Genomic DNA, 14,966 nt, shown 5'->3' on the forward strand with positions numbered 1-14,966 from the left:
ACCCATGAGCGTGAGTTCCGTCTTCCCGCAGCTCGAGCAGCTGCTGCCCCGGGTCAGCAAACCGATCCAGTACGTGGGCGGCGAGCTCGGCGCCGTCGTCAAGGACTGGGACGCCACCACGGTCCGGTGGGCGCTGATGTATCCGGACGCGTACGAGGTCGGCCTGCCCAACCAGGGTGTGCAGATCCTCTACGAGGTGCTCAACGAGCAGGAGGACGTGCTCGCCGAGCGCACCTACGCGGTCTGGCCGGACCTCGAGGCCCTCATGAAGGAGAACGGCGTCCCGCAGTTCACCGTCGACGCGCACCGCCCGGTGAAGGCGTTCGACGTGTTCGGCCTGTCGTTCGCCACCGAGCTCGGCTACACCAACATGCTGAGCGCCCTGGACCTGGCCGGCATCCCGCTGGACAGCGCCGACCGGGACGAGACCCACCCGATCGTGCTGGCCGGTGGCCACGCCAGCTTCAACCCGGAGCCGATCGCCGACTTCATCGACGCCGCCGTGCTCGGTGACGGCGAGGAGGCGGTCCTGGAGATCACCGGGATCATCCGGGACTGGAAGGCGGAGGGCTGCCCGGGCGGCCGGGACGAGCTGCTGCTGCGCCTGGCCCGCACCGAGAGCATCTACGTGCCCCGGTTCTACGACGTCGACTACCTGCCCGACGGCCGGATCCAGCGGGTCGTGCCGAACCGGCCGGACGTGCCGTTCCGCGTCGCCAAGCGGACCACCATGGATCTGGACGCGTGGCCGTACCCGAAGAAGCCTCTCGTCCCGCTCGCCGAGACGGTCCACGAGCGCTATGCCGTGGAGATCTTCCGGGGTTGCACCCGGGGCTGCCGGTTCTGCCAGGCCGGCATGATCACCCGCCCGGTGCGGGAGCGGTCGATCACCACGGTCGGCCAGATGGTCAAGGAAGGCCTGGAGTTCTCCGGCTTCAACGAGGTCGGCCTGCTCTCGCTGTCCAGCGCCGACCACTCCGAGATCGGTGACATGTGCTCCGGTCTGGCCGAGCAGTACGCGGACACCAACGTCTCGCTGTCGCTGCCGTCCACCCGGGTCGACGCGTTCAACATCGATCTGGCCCAGGAGCTGTCCCGCAACGGACGGCGGACCGGTCTCACCTTCGCGCCGGAGGGCGGTTCGGAGCGGATCCGCAAGGTCATCAACAAGATGGTGACCAAGGAGGACCTGATCCGTACGGTCGTGACGGCGTACTCCAACGGCTGGCGCCAGGTGAAGCTGTACTTCATGTGCGGCCTGCCCACCGAGACCGACGAGGACGTCCTCGAGATCGCGCACATGGCCCACGAGGTGATCCGGGCCGGCCGCGAGGCCGCCGGCACCAAGGACATCCGCTGCACCGTGTCGATCGGCGGTTTCGTGCCGAAGCCGCACACCCCGTTCCAGTGGGCCTCGATGGAGCGTCCCGAGGTCATCGACGCCCGCCTTCGGCTGCTCAAGCAGGAGATCAACAGTGACCGTTCGCTCGGCCGGGCGATCGGTTTCCGCTACCACGACGGTGAGCCGTCGCTGATCGAGGGCCTGCTGTCCCGCGGTGACCGCCGGGTCGGCAAGGTCGTCCGCCGGGTCTGGGAGAAGGGCGGCCGCTTCGACGGCTGGTCCGAGCACTTCTCGTACGCCCGGTGGGTCGAGGCCTGCGACGAGGTCCTGCCCGAGATGGGCGTGGATCTGGACTGGTTCACCACCCGCGAGCGTGAGGAGCAGGAGGTCCTGCCCTGGGACCACCTCGACTCCGGCCTCGACAAGGACTGGCTCTGGCAGGACTGGCAGGACTCGATGAGCGAGTTCGAGCAGGACGACTGCCGCTGGACCCCGTGCTTCGACTGCGGCGTCTGCCCGTCGATGGACACCGAGATCCAGATCGGCCCGACCGGCAAGAAGCTGCTTCCTCTTACACCCGTGAACAATCTGCGGGTCCCCGCTTAGGAGATAGACGATTCCCCCGAAGAACCAACCCGTCGGCGGCCAGGCGCCGGTCGTCCAGCGGATCCGTCTGCGGTACGCCAAGCGTGGCCCGCTACGGTTCACCTCGCACCGCGACTTCGCCCGAGCGTTCGAGCGGGCGCTGCGCCGTGCCGCCGTGCCGATCGCCTATTCGCAGGGCTTCACCCCACACCCCAAGATCTCGTACGCGAGCGCCGCGCCCACCGGGGTCGGCAGTGAGGCGGAGTACCTGGAGATAGGCCTCCAGGCGCCGGTCGACCCGGAGCAGTTGCGTGCCGCACTGGACGCCGCGCTCTCCCCGGGCCTCGACGTCCTGGAGGCGGTGATCGCCGGCGAGGGCAGCCTGGCCGACCGGATCGACGCCTCCCGCTGGCAGCTGGAACTGCCCGGGGTCGACCCCGGGGACGCCGAGAAGGCGGTGACCGCGTTCCTCGACTCCGCGGAAGTCCTGGTGGAACGCATGACCAAGCAGGGTCGCCGTACCTTCGACGCCCGGGCCGCGGTGACCCGTTGTGCGTTGGCCGGGGAGCCGGACCTACCTTCCGGGGCCGTTGGCGTACGGTGTGCGATAATCGACCTTGTCGTACGGCAGGTGACGCCCGCCGTGCGGCCCGATGACGTCCTCTCCGGCCTGCGCGTGGTGGCCGGCCTGGAGCCGCCGGTGCCCCCGCGGGTTACCCGGCTGGCCCAGGGCACACTCACCGCGCAGGGGGAGATCGTCGATCCGTTGGACGCGGATCGCGGGGACGTCGGAATCGGAGGACGCTAGCCGCAAACCGGCCGGCGTTCGTAGAACGTTTTTCAACGTGGCGAGGGCGGCAGCGCCCCGAGCCGGTCAACGGCCCGGCGGTCTTCGGCCCGCTGCCAGGTTGAAAAAGGTTCACTTGACAGACTTCGGCAAGCCCGTCCCCAATCGGCCGGGCCCGAAAAACTTTGCAGCGACCCTGCGTGGCAGCGCTCACCCGCGCCCGGGGTCGCCGAGAACTGGAGAGCGCCCCATGCTCGATAACGAGCCCCCAGTCAACCTGGGAGAACAGGGCGGCGAACGGGATGGAGCAGTGACTCCTCCCGGAGATACCGCCGCAAGCACCACCCCGGCACGCCGGACGCGGGCCCCGCGCCGCAAGGCGGCGGCGCCTCCGCCCGAGGCCGAGGCGCCGGACAGCGCCGCCGAGCCCGGTGCGGAGACCGAGACCCCGGCTCCCGCTCCGGTGAAGAAGGCCACCCGGAGCCGGAAGAAGGCCGCCGCGCCGGCCGCCCCGGCCGAGGCGCCGGTCGCCGACGAGCCGGTCGCCGAGACTCCGCCGCCGGTGAAGAAGGCCACCCGGGCCCGCCGTAAGAAGGTCGAGCAGCCCGCCCTCGCCGAGGTGGAGGAGCAGCCCGCTCCCGCCGCCCCGGTCGCCGAGGTCGCCGAGATCCCCGTCGCCGCCGCGGACGAGGACGAGGACGAGGCCGCCCTCATCGAGGACGCCGCCGTGGAGGCCGCCGCCGCGGCCCGCGAGGCCGCCGTACCGGTCGTCGGGGTCCTGCCGCTCGATGACGACTTCGTCGAGGAGAAGCCGGCCCGGCCCGCCCGGGCCCGCCGGGCCGCGCTGCCGCCGGCCGTGCTCTTCATGCCGCCGGAGGCCGCCGAGGCCGAGCCCGCCCCGGTGAGCCGTCGCCGTCGCGGCGCCGCCGAGCCGCCGGTGGCCGCCGAGGCCCCGGCCGCCGAGGTCGCCGAGACGGCCGAGGAGGAGACCGAGGAGGCCGTCGAGGCCCCGCGTCGTGGCCGGCGTCGCCGTCGTGGCGCGGCCGAGGAGCCCACCGAGGTCACCGCCACCGAGACCGAGCCGGTCACCGACGAGGTGGACGAGGTCGACGAGAGCGCCGACGACGTCGAGGACGGCGCCGACGAGGACGAGGACGAGGACGGCGGCATCCGCCGTCGCCGCCGCCGGGGCCGTCGTGGCCGCGGCCGGGGCAAGGGCCCGTCCGACGAGGCCGACGAGAACGACACCGAGGAGGGCGACGCCGAGGAGGGCGCCGAGGCCTCCGCCGAGGACGGCGAGGAGGACGAGGAGTCCGAGGACGGCGAGGGCGACGGGGTAACCCGCCGTCGGCGCCGGCGCCGGCGCAAGGGTTCCAGCGGTGACGGCGAGACCGGCGGCATCGAGGACGGCGTGCACACCGTGGTGCGGGTGCGCGAGCCCCGGCGTACCGACGAGGTGCAGGGTGTCTCCGGCTCGACCCGGCTCGAGGCCAAGCGCCAGCGCCGCCGGGACGGCCGGGAGCAGCGCCGTACCCGTCCGCCGATCCTGAGCGAGTCGGAGTTCCTGGCCCGCCGCGAGGCGGTGGACCGGGTCATGGTGGTCCGGCAGAAGCAGGACCGTACCCAGATCGCGGTCCTCGAGGACGGCATCCTGGTCGAGCACTACGTGGCCCGGGCCACCTCCGGCACCATGGTCGGCAACGTCTACCTCGGCAAGGTGCAGAACGTGCTGCCGAGCATGGAGGCCGCGTTCGTCGACGTGGGCCGCGGCCGCAACGCCGTGCTCTACGCCGGTGAGGTCAACTGGGACGCCACCGGCCTGGAGGGGCGGGCCCGCTCGATCGAGCAGGCGCTGCGCTCCGGCGACTCGGTGCTGGTGCAGGTCACCAAGGACCCGATCGGGCACAAGGGCGCCCGGCTGACCAGCCACATCGCGCTCTCCGGCCGGCACCTGGTCTACGTGCCCAACGGCAACGCGTCGGGCATCAGCCGCAAGCTGCCGGACACCGAGCGCAAGCGGCTCCGCGACATCCTGAAGAAGCTGGTCCCGGACGGCGCGGGCGTGATCGTCCGGACCGCGGCCGAGGGCGCCAGCGAGGACGAGCTGGCCCGCGACGTGAAGCGGCTCCAGGCGCAGTGGGAGGACATCCAGGCCCGGGCCGCCGAGGGCAACGCGCCGCGCGCCCTCTCCGAGGAGCCGGACCTGGTCATCCGGGTGGTCCGGGACCTCTTCAACGAGGACTTCCGCGACCTGGTGGTGCAGGGCGAGCAGGCGTACGCCGAGGTGGAGAACTACCTCGACTCGGTCTCCCCGGACCTGCTGGAGCGGCTCCGCCGGCACACCGGCACGCAGGACGTCTTCGCCGAGTGGCGCATCGACGAGCAGATCCTCAAGGGCCTGGACCGCAAGGTCTTCCTCCCGTCCGGTGGTCACCTGGTGATCGACCGGACCGAGGCGATGACCGTGGTCGACGTCAACACCGGCAAGTACACCGGCGCGGGCGGCAACCTCGAGGAGACGGTCACCCGCAACAACCTGGAGGCGGCCGAGGAGATCGTGCGCCAGCTGCGGCTGCGTGACCTCGGTGGCATCGTGGTGATCGACTTCATCGACATGGTGCTGGAGAGCAACCGCGACCTGGTGCTGCGGCGGCTCACCGAGTGCCTGGGCCGGGACCGGACCAAGCATCAGGTCACCGAGATCACCTCGCTGGGCCTCGTCCAGATGACCCGCAAGCGGATCGGCGCGGGCCTGCTGGAGGCGTTCAGCGAGAACTGTGACCACTGCAAGGGCCGCGGTTTGATCATCCACCCGGAGCCGGTGCCGGAGAAGCGGTCCAACGGCGGTGGCGGCAGCAGCAGCAGTGGTGGTGGCGCCCAGGTGAAGGCGGTCGCCGCGGCGGTGCGTACCGAGGCGCCGGCCCCGCAACCGCAGTCCTCCCGGCAGCGGCGCCGCCGCGGTGGTGGTGGCGACAGCGCCCCGGTCGAACCGGTGGAGCAGATCGAGGCCGTCGAACCGGTGGAGCAGATCGAGCCGGTCGAGCTGGTGGAGCCGGCCGTCGAGCCGGTGACGCCGGTGGAGGAGCCGCCGGCCGTCGCCCAGGTGGCCGAGGAGCCCGGTCCGGTCGCGGAGGTGGCCGAGGTGCCGCCGGCCGCCCCGGTGGCGGGTTCCGGCATCGTCCGGCGCGTGCAGCCGGCGCTGACCACCTCGGACGGCGACGACGACTACGACATCAGTGGTTACGACCTGTCCCGGTACGACTCGGCGGAGGCCAACGGGCACGCCGGCGAGGCCGAGCCGATGCGGCTGGCCGGGGCCGACGACCCGGACGCGGCCGAGGACGACGACGAGGACGACGAGGACGACGACGTGGTGGGCGCCGGCACGGGCACCCGCCGACGGTCCCGGCGGGGTGGCGCACGGCGCCGCACCCGCCCCTGAACGGCTGAAACCCGGCCCGGTAGCGATCTGTAAAGAAAGCTAACTACCGGGCCGGGTTTTCCGTTACCCTCGGCGGGATCGATCCCTGTCCCCGAGGAGACCGACGCTCATGCGTACCCCTGCTCTCGCCTCCATGGCGCTCGCCGCGCTGCTGCTGGCCGGCTGTTCCGGTGGCGACCCCGCGCCCACGGCCGCCGGGCCGACACCGGCCGTGGCCGGGTCGGCGGCCGCCACCACCGAGAAGCCCACCGACACCGCGCTCGCCGAGGACACCGAGGCGATCTGCGCTCAGGCGAGCCGGACCAGCACGAGTTTCGGCACCACCTTCGCCGAGGACTACCAGCTGCTGATCAAGGCCGCCGCCGAGGGCGCCGAGGCGAAAGCCAAGGCTCGGGAGAAGGTCACCCGGGACGTGGAGAACTTCTCTTTCGCCCTGCTGGACATGTCGAAGCTCGCCTCGGACGCGGAGCTCAAGAAGGCGCTCGCCGCCATGGGCGCGCAGATCACCGCTCTCAAGGGTGACGTGGCCAAGATCGATGACAAGAAGCTGGCCGCCCTGCATGCCACGCTGGACAAGGCCTGCGGCCGGGGGTAGAGCCCGGTTTGGGCCTCGGCCCGGCTATGAAGTAGTCTTGCCGACAGCGCCTTTTCGGCGCTAGTTCCGTGCGCGCCTCCAAGCGCTTGCCGGAGCCTCTTAGCAACATCCGCCAGCAGCCTTACGGCTGCGTAAGTCTCAGGGAGTCCGCGTCCCATGTACGCGATCGTCAAGACCGGCGGCAAGCAGTACAAGGTTGCCGAGGGCGACGTGATCGAGGTCGAGAAGCTCGCGGGTCAGCCCGGCGATGCCCTGACCCTCGCCGCGGTCCTCCTCGTCGACGGTGACAACCTGGTGACCGAAGCGGCCAAGCTTGCCAACGTTACGGTGTCCGGCGAGATCGCCGAGCACACCAAGGGTCCGAAGATCCGGATCCACAAGTTCAAGAACAAGACCGGATACCACAAGCGCCAGGGGCATCGTCAGCCGCTGACCCGCGTCAAGGTGACCGGCATCAAGACCGGGAAGTAGGCGCGCCATGGCTCACAAAAAGGGTGCATCCAGCTCGCGTAACGGCCGTGAGTCCGCCGCTCAGCGACTGGGTGTGAAGCGGTTCGGTGGCCAGCTGGTCAACGCCGGCGAGATCCTGATCCGCCAGCGGGGCACGAAGTTCCACCCGGGCGACCTGGTCGGCCGTGGCGGCGACGACACGCTGTTCGCGCTTGCCGCCGGCAACGTCCTGTTCGGCACCTTGCGTGGTCGCAAGACCGTCAGCATCGTGCCGGTCGCGGAGTAGTTTTTCTCTACAGCGGGCCGTGGACCCTCGGGTCCGCGGCCCGCTGTCGTTTTCAACCCGGCGGCTGGCCCTCGGCGCTTTCTCAGCGACGCTGAGACAGCACTGAGAACCAGCCAGCAGTAGTAGGAGTCGCAAAGTGACCACGTTCGTCGACCGGGTAGTGCTGCACCTGCAGGCGGGTGACGGCGGGCACGGCTGTGCCTCCGTGCACCGGGAGAAGTTCAAGCCGCTCGGTGGGCCCGACGGCGGCAACGGCGGGCACGGCGGCAGCATCACCCTGGTGGTGGACCCGCAGCAGCACACGCTGCTGGACTTCCACTTCCACCCGCACATCAAGGCGAACAACGGTGGCGGCGGCGCCGGGTCGAACCGGGACGGCGCGACCGGCAGGGACCTGATCCTCAAGGTGCCGGACGGCACGGTCGTGCAGACCGAGGACGGCGAGGTGCTGGCCGACCTGATCGGCGCCGGCACCGAGTTCACCGTGGCCCGCGGCGGCCGGGGCGGCCGGGGCAACGCCTCGCTGGCCAACGCCCGGCGCAAGGTGCCCGGCTTCGCCGAACTGGGCGAGCCCGGCGACCAGCTGGACGTGGTCCTGGAGCTGAAAAGCGTCGCCGACGTCGGCCTGGTGGGTTTCCCGTCGGCCGGCAAGTCGTCGCTGATCTCGGTGATGTCCGCGGCCAAGCCGAAGATCGCCGACTACCCGTTCACCACGCTGGTGCCGAACCTGGGCGTGGTGCAGGCCGGTGACGAGACCTACACCATCGCCGACGTGCCCGGTCTGATTCCGGGCGCGGCCACCGGCAAGGGCCTGGGCATGCAGTTCCTGCGGCACATCGAGCGGACCTCGGTGCTGGTGCACGTGCTGGACGCGGCGGCGCCGGAGATCGAGCGGGACCCGCTGGCCGACCTGGACGCGATCGAGGCCGAGCTGTCGGCGTACGGGGGGCTGGAGGACCGGCCGCGTCTCGTGGTGCTCAACAAGGTCGACATCCCGGACGGGCGGGACCTCGCCGAGATGGTCCGCCCCGACCTCGAGGCCCGCGGCTACCAGGTCTTCGAGATCAGCGCGATCACCCGTGAGGGCCTGCGTGAGTTCAGCTTCGCCCTGGCCAAGCTGGTCGCCGAGTACCGGGCGGCCAAGCCGGTCGAGGAGGCGACCCGGATCGTGATCCGTCCCCGGGCGGTCGACGACACCGGCTTCACCATCGAGCAGGACGAGGACGGCGTCTTCGTGATCCGCGGCACCCAGGTGGAGCGCTGGATCAAGCAGACCAACTTCGACAACGACGAGGCCATCGGCTACCTGGCCGACCGGCTGGATCGGATCGGCGTCGAGAGCGAACTCGCCAAGAAGGGCGCCCAGGCCGGCGACCCGGTGCGCATCGGCACGCGCGAGTTCGACTGGCATCCCAACGCCGGGGAGTACGTCTCCGGCCCGCGCGGCACCGACTCCCGCCTGGAGGAGCTCGACACCCGGCCGTCCGCGGCGCAGCGGCTCGCGGCCCGCAAGGCCCGCCGCATCCGCAACGACGACGAGATTCAGCACATGGCCGCCGACGGGACGGTCAGCACGGTGTCGAACTCGCAGATGCCGGTGCTGGTCACCGACGAGGACGACGACATCGAGGAATAGTTCGGCGCGATCGATACGGCGAGGGCGCCGCCCTCGCCGTATCGACGGACGGTGGCGGGGCATGATGGTCGTCATGCCGACCCTGACCCGTGCCGAGGCCGCCGACCGAGCGGCCGTCGTGGACGTCGAGGATTACCACGTCGACCTGGACCTCACCGCGGGCGGTGACACGTTCCGATCCCGTACGGTGGTCCGGTTCCGGGCCCGGCCGGGCGCCGCCACTTTCCTGGAGTTCGAGCCGGTCGAGGTCGCGTCGATGACGCTGAACGGTGTGCCCGTGGCGCCCGGGGCGTCCACCGGTGTCCGGCTGGAGCTGACCGGCCTGGCCGAGGAGAACGAGCTGGTCGTCGATGCCCTGATGCGGTATTCGAACGACGGCGAGGGCCTGCACCGGTACACCGACCCGGCCGACGGCCGCACCTACCTCTACCAGCACCTGTTCATCAACAACGCGGGCCGGGTGCTGCCCAGCTTCGATCAGCCCGACCTCAAGGCGTCGTTCCGGGTGAGCGTGACCGCCCCGGCCGACTGGGTGGTGGCCACCAACGGCATCCTGGTCTCCCGGGAGGGCGGGCGCTGGGAGTTCGCGCCCACCAAGCGGATCTCCACCTACCTGGCCAGCCTGATCGCCGGGCCGTACCACGTGGTGACCAGCGAGCACGACGGCATCCCGCTGGTGCTCTACGCCCGTGCCGCCCTGGCCCAGCACCTGGAGGCCCAGGCGCCGGAGATCCTGCAACTGACCCGGCAGGCGCTGGACCGGTTCCACGAGATGTTCGAGATCCGCTACCCGTTCGGGCACTACCAGCAGGCGTTCGCGCCCGAGTTCAACTTCGGGGCCATGGAGTACCCGGGCCTGGTCGTCTTCCGGGACGAGATGATCCCGCGCTCCAAGGTCACCGACAGTGAGCGGGAGCGCCGGGCCAACATCATCGCCCATGAGATGGCCCACATGTGGTTCGGCGACCTGGTCACCATGGCCTGGTGGGACGACCTGTGGCTGAACGAGTCGTTCGCCGAGTACCTGGGCAGCCGGGTGACCGCCGAGGCGACCCGGTTCTCCGACGCGTGGACCACCTTCGCGATGCAGCGCAAGGCCTGGGGACTGCGGGCCGACCAGCGGCCCTCCACCCATCCGGTCGCCCCGTCCGAGGTCTCCGACACCGACGAGGCACTGCTCAACTTCGACGGCATCTCGTACGCCAAGGGCGCCGCCGTCCTCAAGCAACTGGTCGCCTGGCTCGGTGACGAGGCCTTCCTGACCGGGCTCAACGCGCATTTCGAGGCGCACGCGTACGGCAACGCCACCCTGGCCGACCTGCTCGGCGCGCTGTCCAAGGCGTCCGGCCGGGACCTGTCCGGCTGGGCCGAGGTGTGGCTGCGCCGGGCCCAGGTCAACACGCTGCGTGCCGAGGTGACCCGGGACGGGGCGAACTACGCCGAGGTGGCCGTGGCGCAGACCGCCCCCGAGGGCTATCCGACACTGCGCCCGCACCGGATCGGCGTCGGCCTGTACGACCGGGTGCCCGGCGGAGGCGTGGTGCGCCGCAAGCGCCTCGAGGTCGAGCTGGAGGCGTCCGGGCGTACCGTGCTGACCGCTCTCACCGGGGAGCCGGCGGCGGACCTGCTGCTGCTCGACGACGGCGATCTGACGTACGCGAAGATCCGCCTCGACCCGGAGTCGGCCGCCGGCGTGCCGCAGCTCCTGCCGCTGCTGGACGACTCGCTGGCCCGGGCCGTGATCTGGGCCGCCATGCTGGACGCCGTGGTCGACGGCGAGCGCCCGGTCGCCGAGTTGGTCACCCTGGTCCTGGCCGCGCTGCCGATGGAGACCGAGGTGGCCGTCGTCGAGGACGTGCTTCGCGCCACCCGTGGCCTGGTCGACCGGTACGCCACCCCGGAGACCCGCCCGGCCGCCCTGGAACTCGTCGCCCAGGCCGCCGACCGGCTGCTCGCCGCCTCGATGGGCGGCAGCTCCCGGCAGCTCGCCGCGGTCCGTGGTCTGATCGGCGCCACCGTCGACACCGCCCGGCTGCACGGTTGGCTGGCCGGCGACGGCGTGCCGGACGGGCTCACCGTCGACGCCGACCTGCGCTGGCTGATCATCTACCGGCTCTCGGTCCTCGGCGCGGCCGACTCGGAGATCATCGAGACGGAGCGCGAGCGGGACCGCAGCGCCTCCGGCGAGCAGTGGGCCGCCAGGTGCCGGGCCGCCCGGCCGGACGCCGCGGCGAAGGAGGCCGCCTGGGCCGCGGTCATCGGCGACGGCTCGCTCTCCAACCGGCTCGCCGAGCTCACCGCGGCCGGCTTCTGGCAGCCCGAGCAACTCGACCTGCTGGAGCCGTACGTCGAGCGGTACTTCGCCGACATGCCGGAGATGATGCGGGTGCGCAGCGGGATGAGCGCCGAGCACATCGCCGTGGTGGCGTACCCCACCGTGGCCGTGTCGGCGCGCACCCGGGAGCTTGCCGCCGACCTGCTCGCCACCGACGGGCTGAACCCGATTCTGCGCCGTGTGGTGCAGGACTCCGACGACGACATGCGGCGGGCGCTGGCCGCCCGCGGCTGACCGGATTCGGTCGACTCCACCCCCGCGGCCTCGGGGCTTTCGTAGCCTGAGGCTTCGGGGGTGAATGCGTGGAGTGGTCTGAGGAGCTGGCCGGCGGTCTGCTGCAGGCCGCGCCGGACGCGATCCTGGTTCTGGCCGACGGCCGCATCGTGCTCGCCAACGACCGTGCCGGGCAGATGTACGGCTGGCCGATCGAGGAACTCGTCGGCCAGTCCATCGAGGTGCTGCTCACCGACCATTCCCGGGCGCTCGCCCCGGAACGGCGGCGCCTCATCGAGGAGGGGCCGCCCGGCTCGATCGGCCGGATCGTCACCACCGCCCGGCGGCGCGACGGTGAGGAGTTCCCGGTCGAGTCGTCCACCGCACTCGTCGACACGGCCCAGGGCCGTGTCGCCGTCGCCGTGGTGCGCGACGTCACCGAACGGGCCCGTGCCGAGGAGGAGAAGGACCGGCTCCGGGCCGAGGCGCACGCGCACCGCAGCCAGCGCCTGGAGAGCCTGGGCCAGCTGGCCGGTGGGATCGCCCACGACTTCAACAACATGCTCGGGGTGATCCTCAACTACGCCAACTTCGTGATCGAGGAGGCCGAGTCGGCGGAACCGGACGTCGCGATGATCGCCTCCGACGCCATGCAGGTGGTCCGGGCCGGTAGACGCGGCACCGACCTCACCCACCAGCTGCTCGCCTTCGCCCGGCGGGAGGTGGTCCGGCCGCAGCCGGTCGACCTCAACGCGCTGATCACGCAGGTCCAGGAGCTGCTGCGGCGTACCCTCGGCGAGCACGTCAACCTGATCTTCCGGCCCGGCTGCGGCCTGCCGATGATCACCTGCGATCCCAGCCAGATCGAGCAGATGCTGGTCAACCTGGCCCTCAACGCCCGGGACGCGATGCCCTCCGGCGGCAACCTGGTGATCGACACCGCGGCGCTCGGCGACCGGGTCCGGCTGCGGGTCTGCGACTCCGGCCGGGGCATGCCCACCGACGTGGCGGAACGGGCCTTCGAGCCGTTCTTCACCACCAAGGGCAGCGCCGAGGGCTCCGGACTGGGCCTGGCCACCGTCTACGGCATCGTCACCCAGGCCGGCGGTGAGGTGACCCTGAACAGCGAGGTGGGGCTCGGCACCACGATCACCGTGCTGCTGCCGGCCGGGGCCACACCGGCCGCCGACGGGGCCCCCGAACGGCCGGCCGCGACCGGTGGGCGCGGGGAGACCCTGCTCGTGGTCGAGGACGAGGACGCGCTGCGTGACGTGGCCGGGCGGATCCTCACCGGCGCCGGCTACCGGGTGCTCGCGGCCGAGGGCGGCGTCCAGGCCCTGGAACTGGCCGCCGGCCATGACGGCCGGATCGACCTGCTGGTCAGTGACGTGGTGATGCCCGGGATGCTGGGCAAGGAGCTGGCCGAGCGGCTGGTCGTCGCCCGGCCGGGGACGCGGGTGCTCTACATGTCCGGCTACGCGCAGCCGGTGCTGGCCTCGCAGGGCACCCTCGACCCCGGGGTGGCGCTGCTGGAGAAACCGTTCACGGCCGACGACCTGCTCGTGGCCGTACGCCGTCGTCTGGATGGTTGATCTTTTCGGGTTATTCTCTCCTGATGTCCGGAAAACGCGTGGGAATTATGGGTGGCACCTTCGACCCGATCCACCACGGGCACCTGGTCGCGGCCAGTGAGGTGCAGGCCCGCTTCGATCTGGACGAAGTGATGTTCGTCCCCACCGGCCAGCCGTACGAGAAGGGCCGTGTCTCACCCGCCGAGGACCGCTACCTCATGACGGTCGTCGCCACCGCCTCCAACCCCCGCTTCCACGTGAGCCGCGCCGACATCGACCGGGACGGCCCCACCTACACCGTCGACACCCTGCGGGACATGCGTGCCGTCTACGGCCGATCGGCGGAGCTGTACTTCATCACCGGGGCGGACGCGCTGGGCCGGATCATGTCGTGGAAGGACGCGCTCACCATGTTGAAGCTGGCGCACTTCATCGGCGTCACCCGGCCGGGCTTCGAGCTCTCCGGGGCCCACCTGCCGGCCGACAGCGTGACCCTGGTCGAGGTGCCGGCGATGGCCATCTCGTCCAGCGACTGCCGTAACCGGGTGGCGTCCGGCCTGCCGGTCTGGTACCTGGTACCGGATGGTGTTGTGCAGTACATCAACAAGCGGGGCCTGTATCGGGACTCGGGTATTGCCAAGCCGGTGTGAGACGCTTGAAGTCCGCAAACCCGACCGAGGGGACTCTTCTTTGCCCGTCACCGAACGTGCTCTTGAACTCGCTCTGACGGCCGCTCAGGCCGCTGCGGACAAGAAGGCACACGACATCTCCGTCATCGACGTCGCCGACCAGATCTACATCACCGACGCCTTCGTCATCGCCTCGGCGTCCAACGAGCGTCAGGTGATCGCGATCGTCGACGCCATCGAGGAAGCTCTCATCAACCTGCCGGAGAAGGCCAAGCCGGTGCGGCGCGAGGGCCAGAACCAGGGCCGGTGGGTGCTGCTGGACTACGTCGACATCGTGGTGCACGTGCAGCACAGCGAGGAGCGCGAGTTCTACGCCCTCGACCGGTTGTGGAAGGACTGCCCCATCATCCCGTTCGTCGACCGGGACATGGTCGACGCGACGGCCGGCACCGAGGCGCCGTGACGAGGCTCATCGTCTGGCGGCACGGCAACACCGACTGGAACGCGGGCGCCCGCGTGCAGGGGCAGACCGACGTGCCGCTCAACGACCTCGGCCGGCGGCAGGCCGTCGACGCCGCCGAGCTCCTCGTCCGGATGCGCCCGGCCGCGATCGTCGCCAGCGACCTCAGCCGGGCCGCCGACACCGCGGCCGCGCTCGCCGCACTGACCGGCCTCGCCATCAGCACCGACGAGCGGCTCCGCGAGCGGCACTTCGGCGAGTGGCAGGGCCTCACCATGGCCGAGGTGGCCGCTCAGCGGCCCGAGGAGCACGCCCGCTGGACCGCCGGTGCGGACGTCATCGGCGGTGGTGTGGAGACCCTCGAGGACCTCGGCAAGCGGGTCTCCGACGCGCTCCAGGACGCGGCCCGGCAGGCCCCGCCCGGCGGCACGGTGGTGGTCGCCACCCACGGTGCGGCGGCCCGGCAGGGCGTCGGCCACCTGCTCGGCTGGGGGCGCGAGCAGCTGCGCACGCTCCGTGCCCTGCAGAACTGTCACTGGGTGGAGCTGACCCACGACAGCGCGCGGGGGTGGCAGATGGCGGCGTACAACGTGGGTGTCCTCGCCGAGCGGCCCGTCCCGCCGCCCGTCTGAGGG

At 71.2% G+C, this 14,966-nt stretch carries 12 protein-coding genes; all 12 read left to right on the plus strand.

All coding sequences use genetic code 11. The annotated features are described in order from the left end of the window. The first annotated feature begins 4 nt into the window (after positions 1-4). Positions 5-1,948 carry a TIGR03960 family B12-binding radical SAM protein gene (locus IEZ13_RS23040; RefSeq protein ID WP_183226175.1) on the plus strand — a complete coding sequence of 648 codons (1,944 nt, stop codon included), beginning with the start codon at positions 5-7 and terminating at the stop codon, positions 1,946-1,948. A 67-nt stretch (positions 1,949-2,015) separates the two neighbouring features. After that, complete coding sequence (locus tag IEZ13_RS23045) at positions 2,016-2,735, plus strand: TIGR03936 family radical SAM-associated protein (protein ID WP_203833938.1); 720 nt, start codon at positions 2,016-2,018, stop codon at positions 2,733-2,735. Positions 2,736-2,964: 229 nt separating this feature from the next. Further along, positions 2,965-6,156 carry an Rne/Rng family ribonuclease gene (locus IEZ13_RS23050; protein ID WP_183226176.1) on the plus strand — a complete coding sequence of 1,064 codons (3,192 nt, stop codon included), beginning with the start codon at positions 2,965-2,967 and terminating at the stop codon, positions 6,154-6,156. A 109-nt stretch (positions 6,157-6,265) separates the two neighbouring features. Then, positions 6,266-6,751 (plus strand): hypothetical protein, encoded by a 486-nt coding sequence (locus IEZ13_RS23055; RefSeq protein ID WP_183226177.1) that lies wholly within the window; start codon positions 6,266-6,268, stop codon positions 6,749-6,751. A 156-nt stretch (positions 6,752-6,907) separates the two neighbouring features. Next, complete coding sequence (gene rplU, locus IEZ13_RS23060; RefSeq protein WP_093621557.1) at positions 6,908-7,222, plus strand: 50S ribosomal protein L21; 315 nt, start codon at positions 6,908-6,910, stop codon at positions 7,220-7,222. 7 nt (positions 7,223-7,229) lie between these two features. Further along, complete coding sequence (gene rpmA / locus IEZ13_RS23065; protein WP_183226178.1) at positions 7,230-7,487, plus strand: 50S ribosomal protein L27; 258 nt, start codon at positions 7,230-7,232, stop codon at positions 7,485-7,487. A gap of 136 nt (positions 7,488-7,623) precedes the next feature. After that, positions 7,624-9,123: a GTPase ObgE gene (gene obgE, locus IEZ13_RS23070; protein ID WP_183226179.1), complete on the plus strand. Its 1,500-nt coding sequence runs from the start codon at positions 7,624-7,626 to the stop codon at positions 9,121-9,123. A gap of 73 nt (positions 9,124-9,196) precedes the next feature. Then, positions 9,197-11,692 (plus strand): aminopeptidase N, encoded by a 2,496-nt coding sequence (gene pepN / locus IEZ13_RS23075; RefSeq protein ID WP_183226180.1) that lies wholly within the window; start codon positions 9,197-9,199, stop codon positions 11,690-11,692. 68 nt (positions 11,693-11,760) lie between these two features. Then, positions 11,761-13,263, plus strand: coding sequence for an ATP-binding protein (locus tag IEZ13_RS23080; protein ID WP_183226181.1), 1,503 nt, complete (start codon positions 11,761-11,763; stop codon positions 13,261-13,263). A 23-nt stretch (positions 13,264-13,286) separates the two neighbouring features. Beyond that, positions 13,287-13,892 (plus strand): nicotinate-nucleotide adenylyltransferase, encoded by a 606-nt coding sequence (gene nadD, locus IEZ13_RS23085; RefSeq protein WP_183226182.1) that lies wholly within the window; start codon positions 13,287-13,289, stop codon positions 13,890-13,892. Between the two features lie 40 nt (positions 13,893-13,932). Beyond that, positions 13,933-14,334 (plus strand): ribosome silencing factor, encoded by a 402-nt coding sequence (gene rsfS / locus IEZ13_RS23090; RefSeq protein ID WP_183226183.1) that lies wholly within the window; start codon positions 13,933-13,935, stop codon positions 14,332-14,334. Further along, on the plus strand, positions 14,331-14,963 hold the full coding sequence (locus tag IEZ13_RS23095; RefSeq protein WP_183226184.1) for a histidine phosphatase family protein: 633 nt from the start codon (positions 14,331-14,333) through the stop codon (positions 14,961-14,963). The genes rsfS and IEZ13_RS23095 overlap by 4 nt, the downstream gene beginning before the upstream one ends. Positions 14,964-14,966: the final 3 nt, after the last annotated feature.

It is taken from the genome of Actinoplanes campanulatus (assembly GCF_014647795.1).
GTDB classification, from domain to species: domain Bacteria; phylum Actinomycetota; class Actinomycetes; order Mycobacteriales; family Micromonosporaceae; genus Actinoplanes; species Actinoplanes campanulatus.